The sequence below is a fragment of the Bacteroides sp. MSB163 genome (genome assembly GCF_036416795.1).
Classification (GTDB): Bacteria; Bacteroidota; Bacteroidia; order Bacteroidales; family Bacteroidaceae; genus Bacteroides; species Bacteroides maternus.
This window is the reverse complement of sequence record NZ_CP143867.1, coordinates 2,689,194-2,703,242: the sequence shown is the minus strand read 5'-3', so window position 1 is coordinate 2,703,242 and position 14,049 is coordinate 2,689,194. Positions and strand designations below refer to the sequence as shown.

Here is a 14,049-nt window from a genome sequence, read left to right as displayed (position 1 = left end):
AAAGCCTTATGGAACGTAAGAAAATTACATTCGACAGTTTTATCCGTGCTGTCATTCTCGGTGCTATCATCATTGGGGTATTAATGCTCCTGAAGCGATTGAGCGGCGTATTGCTTCCGTTCTTCCTTGCCTGGCTTATTGCTTATCTGATATATCCGTTGGTAAGCTTCTTCCAGCATAAGCTACGGCTAAAAAACAGAATAATATCTATCTTTTGTGCCTTGTTTACTCTCAGCATTATAGGAAGCGTTGCATTCTATCTGCTTGTGCCGCCCATGATTCAGGAATTCCTGCGGGTAAAGGATTTATTGATAGAATACTTCAGCACCACTCATACAGCAAGCAATGTCCCCACTACCCTCTCCGAATTTATCCGGCAGAATATCGACCTTCACATCTTAGAGCAAATGTTCAGCCAGGAGAATATACTAGATGCCCTTAAAGTAACCGTTCCTAAGTTATGGTCGCTTATATCGGAGTCTATCAACCTCTTATTCGGGTTCTTCACCGTCTTCCTTATCCTATTATATATAGTGTTTATTTTGCTTGATTACGAAAGCATTTCCGAAGGTTGGACACACCTGATGCCAAAGAAATACCGGAAAACAGTAACCGGCATACTGAATGACGTAAAAGACGGTATGAACAGATATTTCCGTGGACAGGCATTAGTAGCTTTGTGCGTAGGTATTCTATTCAGTATCGGCTTTCTGATTATTGATTTCCCGCTGGCTATTGGTTTAGGACTATTCATCGGTGCGCTGAATATGGTGCCTTACCTACAAATCATCGGTTTTGTCCCCACCATCATGCTTGCCATTCTGAAAGCTGCGGATACTGGCGATAATTTCTGGATTATCATAGCTTCGGCTGCTGCTGTATTTATAGTAGTGCAAATCATACAAGATGGCTATCTCGTTCCCCGCATCATGGGAAAGATTACCGGTCTGAATCCGGCTATTATCCTACTCTCCCTATCCATTTGGGGATCGTTAATGGGAATGCTGGGTATGATTATAGCTTTGCCACTTACCACTCTGATGCTCTCCTATTATCAACGATACATCATTAATCAAGAAAATATTTATAAGGCAGAAACCACTGAAGATCAACCAGTAGAGGGTATAGAAGAAAAATAATGCAAACTTTTTTCCTCGTATTCCTTGCAAATTAAATAAAAGTACCTATCTTTGCACCCGCTTAACAGCAATAAAGGTTTGATTCGCTAGCTCAGCAGGTAGAGCACAACACTTTTAATGTTGGGGTCCTGGGTTCGAGCCCCAGGCGGATCACTTTTCAAAGTAGCGAAAATGCATAAAGCTCTGATAATCAAACTTATCAGAGCTTTTTCTTTTATATCAAACCTGCATTTTACCGCAAATTGGAACACCTAATACAGGTGAAATCGGAGGACTTAAATTCCTCCAAATTTTAGTCCTCCGAATTGGTGTTTTATTCACTGATTGTCTGCATTTTACGTGATACTATTCATCGCTTCTAAAAGTAACTTTGAACCATTAAACTTTTAAAGTGTATGAGTATGAAAAGAAATTATTTTTCGGTCCTTTTCTACATCAAGAAGGCCAAATTATTGAAAAACGGAGAGGCTCCTATCTGTCTGAGAATAACTGTAAATGGGAAACGCGCGGAAATTCAAATCAAGCGTAGTGTGGAGATTGGTAAGTGGAATGCCCAAAGGGAATGTGCGATTGGTAAGGACAGAAAGCATCTGGAACTTAATCACTATCTGGAAACAGTACGTACCCGCGTACTTCGTATTCATCGTGAGTTAGAGCAGGATGATAAACCTATCACTGCTGAAATTCTGAAGAATTTATTCTATGGTGAGAGCCAAACTCCCAAGATGTTATTGGAAGTTTTCAAAGAACACAACACAAAGTATCGTGAGTTAATAGGGAAAGATGTGGTGAAAGCTACAGTGCTCCGTTATGAGAGAACCGTACGATATCTTGAGGAGTTCTTGAAAAAAGAATATCAATTAAACGATATTCCTCTTTACAATATTAACCATGAGTTCATATCCAATTTCGAATTCTTTATCAAAACAGAAAAAAATTGCGCACAGAATGCAACTGTTAAATATTTAAAGAACCTAAAGAAAATTATCATATTGGCACTTACAAATAAATGGATGACGGATAATCCATTCTCCGGAATCAGGTTCAAACAAACCCAATCTAATCGGGAGTTTCTCAGCGAAGAGGAACTACATATTATTATGGAAAAAAAATTTAAGATACCTCGTTTAGAAATAGTACGCGACATATTTGTTTTTTGCTGCCTGTCCGGATTAGCATTCACAGATATAAAACATTTACGTCCCGAGCATATTACAAAAGGTCCTAATGGGGAAAATTGGATTCGAAAGCCTCGTGAAAAGACAAATAACATGTGTCACATACCGCTGCTTGACATTCCCGCATTAATAGTTGAAAAATATAAGAACAATCCGATCTGTGTACAAAAGAACATGGTGCTTCCTGTACCTTGTAATCAACTGATGAACAGTTATTTGAAAGAAATTGCCGATATGTGTGGAATTACTAAAAAGTTAACGACCCATGTCGGCCGCCATACGTTTGCATGCATAGCTCTAGCAAATAAAGTGTCAATGGAAACAATCGCTAGAATGTTAGGACACTCAGACATACGAACCACGAAAATTTATGCAAAAGTTTTAGACACTACTGTTTCCAAAGAAATGGAAGTGATGAAGCATAAATTTGCCATATAAATAAGATATCAAAGGGGATGTCGTTTTTTGCGACATCCCCTTTGTTCGAAAGTTATATCTCTCTGAATCTAAACAAATACACGTCTCTTTATTGAGTGTTAGCTCCTAGTAGTATCTCATCTATTTCTTTTTTCATAAGCCAATGGACTATTTCCTAGGTTTATTATCCTTGAATGTAATATCAATCTTGTAGTTGTCATCCAATTCCAGCGAAGCTTCATACTTTTTCCCTTTCTTACTGGTGAACTTGAGATATCCAGTGCGCTTTCCCTGTAACAGCAGGAGCATCTGGTTATCCGTCAGTTCCCTGCCGTTGAAGGTCCGGAACAAAAGAAAAGCGCAATCGGGATCGCCGCATTTGGCCACCTTATTGAAAACAGTAATTGTTTCTGCCCCGCACTTAGGGCATTTACAGTGCAGCAAGTCCGGATGGTCTAGTTTAAGAGTAAGCAGTTCAGACGTGATTTGCCGAGCGTAGGAATTGATATTTTCCGTGAATGTTTCGGTGGAAACTTCTCCGGTTTCTATCTCATGTAACTCACATTCCCATCTTCCGGTCATGCTCACATTGGCAATCATCTTCTCTTTTACAATACCATATACTTCCAGTCCTTTAGGAGTGGGTATTAGTGATCGTCCGCTTCTTTCCACATAGTGTCTGGTGATAAGCAGTTCGATAATTCCAGCCCGTGTAGCCGGTGTCCCTAGTCCGGAGTCTTTCATCGCTTCTTTCTCTTTTTCATCGCTCAAATTCCGACCACACCCTTCCATTGCCGCAAGCAGACTTGCCTCGGTGAATATCGGCTGTGGCTTGGTTTTCCTAGCTAACGTATCAATGCCAAGAACGGGCAAAGTTTCACCCTCCTTAAATTCGGGCAGGAGGCTTCCTTCTTCTTTTTCATCCGGTTCATTATAAATGCCTCTCCATCCCGGAACCTTGATTTGGCACCCTTTAATTCCGAAAGAGGCTCCGTTACAATCAGCCTGTACAAATAACGTTTCTTTCAGGCATTTGCCGGAGAAAGCCTCCAGCATACGTCCTGCAATCATAGAGTAGATATTCTGTTCGTCAAGGGAAAGGTTCTGAGGAAAGTTCTCCGTAATGATTAATCCGTGGTGGTCTGTCATCTTGCTATCCTTCACACAGTGGCGGTTCAAAATCCGGCTACAGAGATTCTCCGCATGGCGTGCAAAACGGGGATGCTGCTTCAGCAAGGCGATGAGGGAAGGAACCTGTTCAAAGATGTCCTCTGTGATATAACCGCACCCGGTACGTGGATACGAAATGTAGCCGAATTCATACAACTTCTGGGCAATGTTCAGCGTTTGTTCCGCGGTCAGTCCCAGTTTGGTGTTGGCACTCTGCTGCAGGGCGGTTAAATCATAAAGTAGTGGAGCTTCTTCCGATACTTGCTTCTTTTCTACCTGCACCACTTTGGCTGTTTTCTCTTCACAGACCTTTTTACGGGTCATGTCGAGTTTCTGGAGTGTATCATACTTTTCGGCGCAGGTCATTACAAGTTCTTCCCCTGCCTTTGTTGTGCGTAGTTGTAGCAGGTAATAGGGTTTGGCTACAAAATCCTTGTTGTCCAGATATCGGCGGCAAATCATGGCAAGTGTCGGGGTCTGCACCCTTCCCAGAGAATAGTTGCTCTTTCCGGCCGCTATGCTCAAAGACAGACTGGCATTCATACCGACTACCCAATCTGCTTCTCTGCGGGCTTTAGCAGCACGGTACAGGTTGTCAAACTCCCCGCTTGATTTAAGGTTGTTGAACCCTTCCCGTATTGATTTTTCCGTGAGCGAGGATATCCACAGGCGTTTGGTTTCTTTTGTGTACCCCAGATATTCAAGGACGTATCTGGCTATAAGTTCCCCTTCTCTTGCTGCATCCGTACAAATGATCACACTACCCGCCTGATTCAACAGTCTGCGGAGCACGTCTAATTGTTTCAATGCCGACGGATCAGCCTTATAACCCTCTTCTGTTTTTACCTGGCGAACAACCAGTTTGAACGGGTCGGGAATAATCGGCAACATCTCCTTCTCTGCACGGACGATACCGTAGTCTTGAGGCAAGGCCAATGCCAGCAGGTGGCCGTAAGTTCATATAACGGCATACCCGTTTCCACTCAAATATCCTTCCTGTTTCTCCGTTGCGCCCAAAACCCGGGCGATACTGCGTGCCACGGACGGCTTTTCACAGATGCAAATCGTTTTCATCTTAGTTATCTTTTAATGTTGAATGTTGTAATGTGAATGACTATTTTATTTTTACACTCTTGGCCTTTGTCTTTCCCTTCCTCACCTTCTTCTTCGGTTCTTTGGGTACGGAGAGTTTCTCTTTTTTCTCCGATGCCTGTATGCCTTCCGCCAGATTCGGTACGGAGGTCTCCTTTGCCGGGAAACGGCTGATTAAATCCATTGAGAATCCGGTCATCCCGGCATCCAGTTTTACCAGGTCTGACGGTTGGAGGTATTTCTCCCCGTTCTTTCTGGCTGCCAGCTCATACATGACCGTTTCACGCCCTTGCAGGATTCCTTCATAATTCTGGTAAGGGAGGTTCGATTCGGACAGGCCGTTCTGACGGAGCATCCCACAAATCTCATCGGGCGGCAATCCCCCGAACTTCCGGTCAAAGGGAGAAGATAGGATATATCTGTATGTCGCCAGGAGCTGTTTTTCGTGGCTCATATCGGGGCATCCTTCGTATCCCTGCAGTTGCCTTATCTTTTTTGCAATACTGCCAAGGCTCTTGAAAGTATTCCTGTCCCTATCCTGAAGAGGCATCCTGCCAATCCGAACCAGCTCCGTCTGGATGCGGTTCAGGTTGGATACTTCCCATTTATTCAACAGGCTACTGCGGTTGTTCAGGTACTCATCCCGGAGGATGGCAACCGGATTCCTCGTCTGGAGGAACAATCCGATCCGTTTTCCCCATGAGGGTTCGTGAAGGTTGGATGCACTCCAGCGGATCGTATTGAAACGATAGGCGTCCATGAATTTCCTGAAAGGGTTCCGGTTTGTGAACAGGTTCCTGAAAGTCTGCAGGAATGCTTTTCTTCCGGCATCCCTACGGCTGCGTGGTATCTCGTTTTCGGGAATGAATGTGTTATTTATCAATTCCATAAGCACTATAATTTTGGCTTCGCCTGCTTTTGGGGAGAAGCGTTTTTTGTCTTGACTTTTTTCTTTTCATTGTCACGTGGAGATTCGGGTTTGTTATGCAGTTTCACGGCTGCCCGGACCTGTATAGTATCCTTCGAGACTCCAACAGACCGGATTGTCCGTTGATAATCCTTCCGTACCCCACCCCGGTTTAACAGTGTCCCGGCCAATGACTTGGCTGCGGTTTGCAGTTCATTCATCTTCTGTTGAAAAGGATAATCCCGGCGCAGATCCTTTTGCCGGATAATCTCACGGATACTTTTCTCCACGGGTAAGAAATCCTTTTTATAGGCAAACGATTCGTCCGCCGGTAAATGGGCATATCCTCTGTCAGCTATATCCTGAAGAGTCATGATATTCCAGTTTCGGGCGGAGAGTTCCAGTGCGTTAGCCGTAATAAACCGGTCGAGGTTTTCCCCTGTAGGATGCATGTCGAAAGTGACGGACGGCTTGTAATTCGCCAGAATTTCCATTGCCGCTTGCGGCATGGAGGTTTGATTCCCGTTGGAGAGTTCCAGCATCCGGCGTGATACGGTTTCTATCCGGTAGATATTCAACGATTCCACATTCTGTAGAGAGCCTGAGTAGAAATTATCCGCCATTGATTGCAGGTAATCCCGGAACTTCTTCGTTCCGGATAATCCGTCATTGAATACCCGGATACCTTGTTCCGTCTCAACGATAGTGTAGAATTGTTTGGCCTGTTTCCCTGATGCGACCTTTTCCATTGCATCCTCATAAGCAACAAAACGCTTATAACCCGACGAGTGGTCCAGTGCCTGGAAATTCTCTGCCGTCAGTTCCTTTTGGCATGCTCTCAGGTAGGCCGCTTTCCGCAGAGGAACAGAATTGTTTTCTGTGATACCTCCGTGAGAAACGATGAAACGAAGGGCTTTCTCACTGTCTTTTACCGGCAGTTTGCTGGTGAAAGGAATGTCCTTGGCGGGTATTCCCTCAAAATGCAGCAAAAGGTTATCCGGCACCGTTTTCTGATCCATGGCTATCCGGGCGACAAGATCCATAAATACCGGAAAAGAGTCTTTATCCGTCGGGACATACGCTACGACCATGACAGTCGATACCCGGTTATCCGGCAGCAACTCTATAAACAGGCTTTTCAAATCTTTTTTTTCGGTTAGTCTGTCTTTTATTTTTTCCATCCATGCAGGCATGACAATCAGTTTTAGATACGGGGATTATGTGACTTGTTACGACGGGGAACAGCCTTTATCTTTTCCGATGTCGCCGGTCCGGTCAGCTGCAATGGCGGACAGGTCAGTTTATATACCAGACCAAGTATCCTGTCGGCAAGTTGCTGCTGTCTGTTTTGGATATTATAGAATGCTTTCTCACTATATCCTTTTTTGGATTGCAGTTCGGACATTTCTTGATCCAGCGGTTTGAATTCACTATTGTAGGCGAATTCTTTATAACTTTCATTGGAATTGAAATCTGCCGGCAGACCGTATTCCCGTATGAAGAGCAGATTGAATATCTCTGCATTCTTCGACGTTATCGATAAATGGTAATCTTCCGTGAACTGTTTGAAGGCATGATAAGTCGGTTCTATGGGATAGCCGCCTTTTTTCAGCAGTTCGGATTGCTCTATGGGATACAATGGCATTTTCGCCAATTCCCCATAGAAAGGATTGGATTGGAAAAAGCCCAGATGCTTCTGCATATAATGTTCCGTGCTATGGTTCGGATTGGAGATGTAGAATTCCCTGATCCGTTCCAGAGCCTGTACTTCCGGAGTGAAGAACCGGTCAGCCAGATATTGCAAATAGCATTGTTTGTAGACAGCTCCTTCATCCGTGGCAGGCAGGTAAACGGCACCTTTGGGAGTCTGTATGGAGATGACGGGCTCTATCTCTCTATTCTGCCGGTTATCCGGTGAAATTCCATAATCACGTTTTAAAATGTAGGCTGCCTGATCACGGATCAATGCTTTTACCTTCTCCTGTTCACCCTTGTTTTCTGCCGGAATATTCTGTAACGCATTAAACTGTGAGTTAAAAGAGTTCTTATGCATGAACGGAATTTGTCCGGTTATATAATCTATTCTATAAATTCCGGCTGTTTCTTGTAAAGACAGCAGCCGGAGTATCTGGGCATTTGCGATACTTGTAACTGTTCCATAGGAGGACGCGAATTTGTCATAAGCGTCAAACGTCGGTTCTATGCGATGGCTCCTGTCCAGTCGTGCATTTCTCAGGATAGCCGCATCCAGATATTGCGCTTTATCCGGTATAAAATCGTTTGTATATAATGAGAAGGGATTGGTGGATGTCTGAAACGCCTTTATAGCCTCTACATTCGGATTAGCCAGTTTGTACAGGTTGACAAACTCCGGTTTATCTTCGTCCGTAATAAAAAAATGGTCGGCCAGATGTTGCATATAGGAATGGCAGCACATCTTTCCGTAACCGGAATATTCAAACAAAAGCACTCCTTTTGCGGTTTCTACAGCGGTCAGGGTTTCTGACGGATCATCATGGAGGGTATTCTGTGCCAATGCGAAACGTTTGGCTTCCGGCTGTACAAGCAGGTAGTCCGCAAGCCCGCTGGATACCAGCATGGGCAGGCTTTTTTCTGCATCGCGTGAATAAAGGTATTCCAATCCTCTGAGTGGGACATTGTTTTGCATGCTTCCTCCGTTCTCACTGATAAATTTAGGTACCAGGCTGTTATCCTTGTCAAAGGGACGGATATCCGGGCAGGTTACTCCTGAGGGAAACTGGTAACGACACAAATCAAGATCAGGCAGGTGGCTTTGAACGAGGGATAGTTTGTACATTTCCCTTTGCCGCCGTAAATATTCGGTAAATCTTTGATTTGCCATCGATACTTCTTTCTCCGGTATCAGGTGTATTTCCAGTTGCCGGGGTTTTCCTTTGGAGTCCTGAGCAACAAAAAAATGAAGGATAAGTTCGGGATTTTTCTGTTTCATGTTTTTTCTTTTTATTAATGATTATAATTTGACTAATCCGGATTTCTTTCTTGCTTCTTTTTTCGCCTCCTTCTTTTCCGGTTTGGAAGGTTCGTATCCCCGGACATTGTATTCTGTTTGCAGGATTCTTCCGGCCACATCCTTTGCTGTTTTTTGGAGGGCTTCGGAAAGTGGCGAATGCTCTGATTTTTTCAAGTAGGAGTGCGTCAGTTTCTCCAGTATCTTCTCAAAGCTGTTTTCATGGATAAACCCGTAGCCGGGTTTGGAGATGTCAATGCCATTCTTGTAGATTTCATCCAGACGGGCAATATCTGTCATGAGTTCGCTTCTATCCAGATTGAACCTGCTTAAGAAATTATCATAATCGCTTTTGTCGGGTTTCATGGAACACCGGACGGATGGAGAATGGTCTTTCATGAGATCCTTTGGATAATAGACAGCTTCCGAGGGGATGAAACAGTGTGGCATCTCCGGTGTGAACATGGCAGCGCATTGTCTGGAATCTTCCACTATGATATTGTTGGCGGTGCTGAAATAATAGATCTCAAGGGAGTCAACACCTCTCAATGCTGATGAGAAATAATTGTCTGCCAGATATTGCAGATACCGTTCCATGCAGTGGATTCCCCTTCCGGTATCATCGAATAAAAGCACACCGTTCCCGCTTTGTATGGCGGTAACCGTTCTCTCCCGGGTATTGTCCATCTTTTCCGAATGATAGTGTATGTATGCCTCCAGTACTTTTGCCGTGTCGGCACTGTCATTTATCCTTTCCAGCAGAGCAACCGTATCAAACATGTGTATGGGTAATCCCCTTGCAGAGATTTCATGGGCGAAAACAAGACTTCTGAGCGAAATGGAAGGGAGTTCCTCCAATTCCCCGTTATACATGACTTCATGTATGACGGAAGGAGTATCCATATCGATGTCTTTGTCCATTTGGAGACAATAGATGGTTTCTTCCGGGATATAGGTCCCGCCCAGTGCGAGTTCCGCCTGCTCCCTCAGGTAATTGCCGCACAGCATATCCTGGTTCTCTCCGGATATATGGCTGTAATCAACCACTTTACCCAGCTCGTCGTTTACATTAAAAAGAATGGTATCGTTTGTATTCATATTCTTCTGATTTATAAAGTGAATGATTAAGAGAGTTTACGCCCTTTCGACGGGCCGGTAGCTTTTTCATTTTTTATCTTATGCTCCACCTCCTGCTTTTCCTCCAAGTCTATGGCTCATGGAAAACAGACCATGCTCTTGTCCGGGCAGCAAAGGGAGATTCTTTTTTGCTTCATGGATTCGTCATCCAGCCGGATGCGGACAAAGTAGTCCATCTCTCCTTTTCCGGTTTCCTTGATGGTGATGACTTTTCCTTTATAAGGAACGGGGCCTGTTCTTCCGGATCGTTCTCTACAATCCGTGCCCCGATACAAATCTGACTTTTGGATATCATATTTCCTGTTACTATTTTAAACGGTTCATATGTCGTTTGGGGTTCTCCGGCTTTTTGACAGCTCTCGTTTTCTTATTTCTATCCGTGGGTAGCGGATGGAGCAGTTCCTCTTTCAAGGTATAGGTCTTGACGGGGAAAGGCTCGGATGAGTTCTTCATCCGGTTCCGTTCGAAGTCCGCCATGCAGTATTGCAGGTGTCTGACCGCCTCCCGGTTGTTCTCCGGGATATAAAGCGCATAACCGGAAGACAATACTGATTTCTGCACGTCATTCAGTCTCCGGTTCCCCACGGTAAATTCTACCATCGGATCATCCAGCATGTTCTTGAGGGAACGGTGCCCCCTCACATCGAAATCCCTTTTCAGAATACTGTCGGCGGCCTCCCGGATTTCCATGGAGGCTTGTTTGAATTCCTTCCTATCGAAATCAGCCGCTGATCGTACCTGCGTTATTCTTTCGAGTTTCCGGGCAACTGGCAATAACTCCTTAAAGTAGGTAAACGGCTGCTCATGAATATTCATATAACCGTTCTTCATCACGGTCAGCAGCCGGTAAATGTCCCGGTTGGAAGGGATGATTTGCGCGCGTACGTCCGGATCGAAATGGAATTTGTCAGCCAGTTCCATAAATCCGTCAGCCGTCGTTTCCATCGGGCTGTAAAATAGAGGAGTCAGCCCATTAATAAACTTGTCCGGCAATTTGGATTGGGGCACGTGGTTCTCACGCTGGAATTCAAAAGAATTATTCAGCTGCCGGGCATGGTCGATCCGGTAGGATGCGTCAATATGGGCTGCCAGCTCTTCCGTTACATACGGATATTCATAGACACCCAGATGGCCGATGTCGTAATGCGGATCGAAGTAATGGTCGATGATATGCTGCAAACATTCCCTGAATCCTTCTTTTCCGATTTCATTGCCGGAGAATATCAGATACCCGAAGTCATTCTCCACCACTTTCAGCGGTGTCCGGAAATTCGCCTCTCCCCGGTAGATTTTCTGCCTTTCGTCCTGGGATCTGCGGAAACTCATATAATCGGCTTCCTGCACGAAATACTTTTTCAGGATGCTGCAATCGGTATCTCCTTTATATCTGGAGCAGTAGACAGCGTCCGAGAGTGAGATCTGACGGGAAGGGTACTGAAAGCTCCGCTGCAAGTAAGGCAACAGCTCCTGCCGGATATACTTGTCCAAAGGCATGTGTGTATCCGGTGACGGCACATCCCTCATCCAATTCAGGTCATACCGTACCATCTCCACATCCGGCACATACGTACAGCTTTTGACTTCGTTGACATTGTCCGACAGGAACTTATGAAAGGCGGCATCCGTTATCTCCCTTTGGTTTCCTTCGACGAACCTGAGTGAGTTGCCCGGTAACGGTGTATAATGGTGATACCGGTCTATCGCAATGAATATACTGCCCGGTCTTTCGGGGTCGAAAAATGAATTTTCCATTTGGTCTCTCTTGTCCATGTTTCTACAGTTTAGGATGGGTGTGTGTTTTCTTTTTCACGCCCCGCTTTTTATCCAAAGCCTTTTCGATAACCGCTTTCACCTTGAATACCTGCTTGTTTGCAGGCGGTTCTTTAGAGAATACGATCCGGGAGAAATCCCCATTCACCCATGCATAGGAATGGGACGGGTTGTCCCTTGCCTCTGCGGGCAGAAAGAGCACATGTCCCGCCTGCAATACCTGCCGGTGAGGGGTAAAGAGGCGAACACCGTCTACCATGACACTGTCCATCGGGTCACTGAGAATCCTTTCGACCGTCCGGTGTCCGCGTACGTCGTAGAACCGCTTGAGGAGTTTATCCAGCTCGTCCTTATCACGGCTGTTTTCCTCTATCTGTTCACGTATTTCCGGTGTCGCGGGTCGACGGGAGAGTTCGGTAACTGTGCGTTCCTTGTCCGCCATCGCATCCAACGCATCAATAATATTACAGTTGCGGTGGCTGATGTCACAGTGCGCATTGTGGCAGAAACTGCGGAAATCTTCCGGGGTAGGCTTCATCTCATTACGGTATGCCAGCTCCATCTTTGGGAGTCTGTCCATCTTCAGGTAAGGATATTCAGTGAACAGGTTCCCGCCCGGATTGACAGACGGTCCCTGTCGGAGGATGCCTTCCGCCCTGTAAACATGGACGGGACCGAGGTTGAAATGGGGATCAAAGTAATGATCCGCCACAAGCTGCAGGAATTTCTGCATATTTGCCTGCCCTTCCGCCGTATGGGTGAAGAACAAAAAGCCGTCAGCGGTTTCTATGGCTGTATAGGATTGTTCGGGTTGCTTCATAATTTTATAATTTAGGGGAATTGTTCTTTTTCGTTTTTGTTTCTTTTTTCAAAGCGGCGGTATATGGGATGATTCTGCCGTTTTTCTCTTGATACACAGCTTTACCTGCCGGAGATTTGGAGTATGCCATTACCCGGTTACATTTCTTGTCGGCATGGAGAAAGTGCAAACCGGGCATTGATTCGGAGATTTTGGAAGAGTAGATCCATTTGCCTTCCAGAAGGGCTTGTCTCATGGCCTGGCTGGCATCGGCTCCCCCAATGAGAAACGGAACGCTTTTGTCATTCAGTGCTCTTTCCAATGTACGGTGTCCCCTTACATCGAATTCCGTTTGGAGAATATTCTCCGCTTTTTGGCGCATTTCATCCAGCACATCGACCAAATTCAGACCGGAGGATTGTCCGTTGATGCAGTTGTCTATCCGGGTGACATACTCTTGAAATACATTCCGGTATCCGAAAGCCGGATCAGCCACAAGGTCACGCTTGAATCCGTTTTCTATCAAATACAGCAGTTTGCTGATATCCGCATTGTTACGGTTTGCAGAGCATCCGGCAAATTCTGTCAGGCGAAGGAATTCAGAAGCGGTCGGCTTCATATTCGTTTCAAACGTCTGCTTCCACAGGTTCCGGTCACGGAACGTATCTTTTGAGAAGATGGTTTCATCAAAGTCATATTTCCCTTTCCCGTTTTGAGGGTTCTTCCGGTAACAGGCATCCACCAAGGGACAGATATCGTCGGATAGCCTGTTGACCTGGTATTGCCTGACGGGACCGGGTTCGCTATGAACCCGGAAATAGTTGTCGGATAGTTGCTGATAAAAAATTTTTAATCCATCCCGTCCTGTTTGGGTATCACTGAAGAACAGGATTCCTTTGGAAGTTTCCACAGCATGCAAGGGTAATTTATAAACCGGGTTATAGTCATATCGGACAGCCCGTTCATCCTGCTTCCTATGAAACTGGAGTAGTCCGTCCAATTGCTCTGCCGTCAACTTGGGCAGCTCGCCGGATACCATGAGGATGTCGCTGCGTGACTGTGCAAACAGTACATTCCTCAGATTGGTGCTTATCAGGGGAACCAGTCCCTTCTCCCGGACATAGGGCAGAAAGAACCGGTTGATATATTCTTTCTTGGTAATATCCCCTGTAAGGACAGGCACATCCGTCATTTTCGGGAATGAATAGATTTCCAGACGGGTATCCGGTACGAAAGCGGAATGTTTGGCTTTTATCGTTTCCCGGCTGAACAGAGCCATGAACGTATAAACAGGGTCTTGCCTGTCGGGATCGGCAGAATAGAGTATATAGGAGGATTCCGCATGAGGTTTCTCCTTGCCGGTTTCATAACCGACAAGAAGATAGCCTTCACCGTCTTTCTTGAAAAGCTCGTCCAGCTGCTTGGGGTCATCAGAAAAATAGGCTGCCATA

Annotated in this window: 11 protein-coding genes and 1 tRNA gene; 3 read left to right on the top strand and 9 right to left on the bottom strand. The window is 45.3% G+C overall.

Going from position 1 to position 14,049, the window contains the following annotated elements; translation table 11 throughout:
• The first annotated feature begins 8 nt into the window (after positions 1–8).
• The 3 genes from VYM24_RS09820 to VYM24_RS09810 all read left to right on the top strand — a co-directional run bounded on the left by VYM24_RS09820 (position 9) and on the right by VYM24_RS09810 (position 2,755).
• Positions 9–1,139: an AI-2E family transporter gene (locus VYM24_RS09820; RefSeq protein WP_330942043.1), complete on the top strand. Its 1,131-nt coding sequence runs from the start codon at positions 9–11 to the stop codon at positions 1,137–1,139.
• Positions 1,140–1,219: 80 nt separating this feature from the next.
• A tRNA-Lys gene (locus VYM24_RS09815) sits at positions 1,220–1,292 on the top strand.
• 242 nt (positions 1,293–1,534) lie between these two features.
• The gene (locus tag VYM24_RS09810; RefSeq protein ID WP_211737711.1) at positions 1,535–2,755 is read left to right on the top strand and encodes a site-specific integrase; all 1,221 of its coding nucleotides are present in this window, start codon (positions 1,535–1,537) and stop codon (positions 2,753–2,755) included.
• A 147-nt stretch (positions 2,756–2,902) separates the two neighbouring features.
• On the opposite strand, the gene VYM24_RS09805 is transcribed toward VYM24_RS09810, so the two are convergent.
• From VYM24_RS09805 to VYM24_RS09765, 9 genes are all read right to left on the bottom strand, one after another.
• Positions 2,903–4,795 (bottom strand): type IA DNA topoisomerase, encoded by a 1,893-nt coding sequence (locus VYM24_RS09805; protein WP_330942229.1) that lies wholly within the window; start codon positions 4,793–4,795, stop codon positions 2,903–2,905.
• A gap of 223 nt (positions 4,796–5,018) precedes the next feature.
• The gene (locus tag VYM24_RS09800; RefSeq protein ID WP_330942042.1) at positions 5,019–5,891 is read right to left on the bottom strand and encodes a hypothetical protein; all 873 of its coding nucleotides are present in this window, start codon (positions 5,889–5,891) and stop codon (positions 5,019–5,021) included.
• Positions 5,891–7,096 carry a DUF6047 family protein gene (locus tag VYM24_RS09795; RefSeq protein WP_330942041.1) on the bottom strand — a complete coding sequence of 402 codons (1,206 nt, stop codon included), beginning with the start codon at positions 7,094–7,096 and terminating at the stop codon, positions 5,891–5,893. The genes VYM24_RS09800 and VYM24_RS09795 overlap by 1 nt, the downstream gene beginning before the upstream one ends.
• An 11-nt stretch (positions 7,097–7,107) precedes the next feature.
• Positions 7,108–8,874 carry a DUF6047 family protein gene (locus VYM24_RS09790; RefSeq protein ID WP_330942040.1) on the bottom strand — a complete coding sequence of 589 codons (1,767 nt, stop codon included), beginning with the start codon at positions 8,872–8,874 and terminating at the stop codon, positions 7,108–7,110.
• Between the two features lie 21 nt (positions 8,875–8,895).
• On the bottom strand, positions 8,896–9,990 hold the full coding sequence (locus tag VYM24_RS09785; protein WP_330942039.1) for a DUF6047 family protein: 1,095 nt from the start codon (positions 9,988–9,990) through the stop codon (positions 8,896–8,898).
• Between the two features lie 172 nt (positions 9,991–10,162).
• The gene (locus VYM24_RS09780; protein ID WP_249222470.1) at positions 10,163–10,324 is read right to left on the bottom strand and encodes a hypothetical protein; all 162 of its coding nucleotides are present in this window, start codon (positions 10,322–10,324) and stop codon (positions 10,163–10,165) included.
• A gap of 11 nt (positions 10,325–10,335) precedes the next feature.
• Positions 10,336–11,799, bottom strand: a complete 1,464-nt coding sequence (locus tag VYM24_RS09775) for a DUF6047 family protein (RefSeq protein ID WP_211737718.1) — start codon at positions 11,797–11,799, stop codon at positions 10,336–10,338.
• A gap of 4 nt (positions 11,800–11,803) precedes the next feature.
• The gene (locus VYM24_RS09770; RefSeq protein ID WP_330942038.1) at positions 11,804–12,619 is read right to left on the bottom strand and encodes a DUF6047 family protein; all 816 of its coding nucleotides are present in this window, start codon (positions 12,617–12,619) and stop codon (positions 11,804–11,806) included.
• Positions 12,620–12,623: 4 nt separating this feature from the next.
• Positions 12,624–14,048, bottom strand: coding sequence for a DUF6047 family protein (locus VYM24_RS09765; protein WP_330942037.1), 1,425 nt, complete (start codon positions 14,046–14,048; stop codon positions 12,624–12,626).
• Position 14,049: the final 1 nt, after the last annotated feature.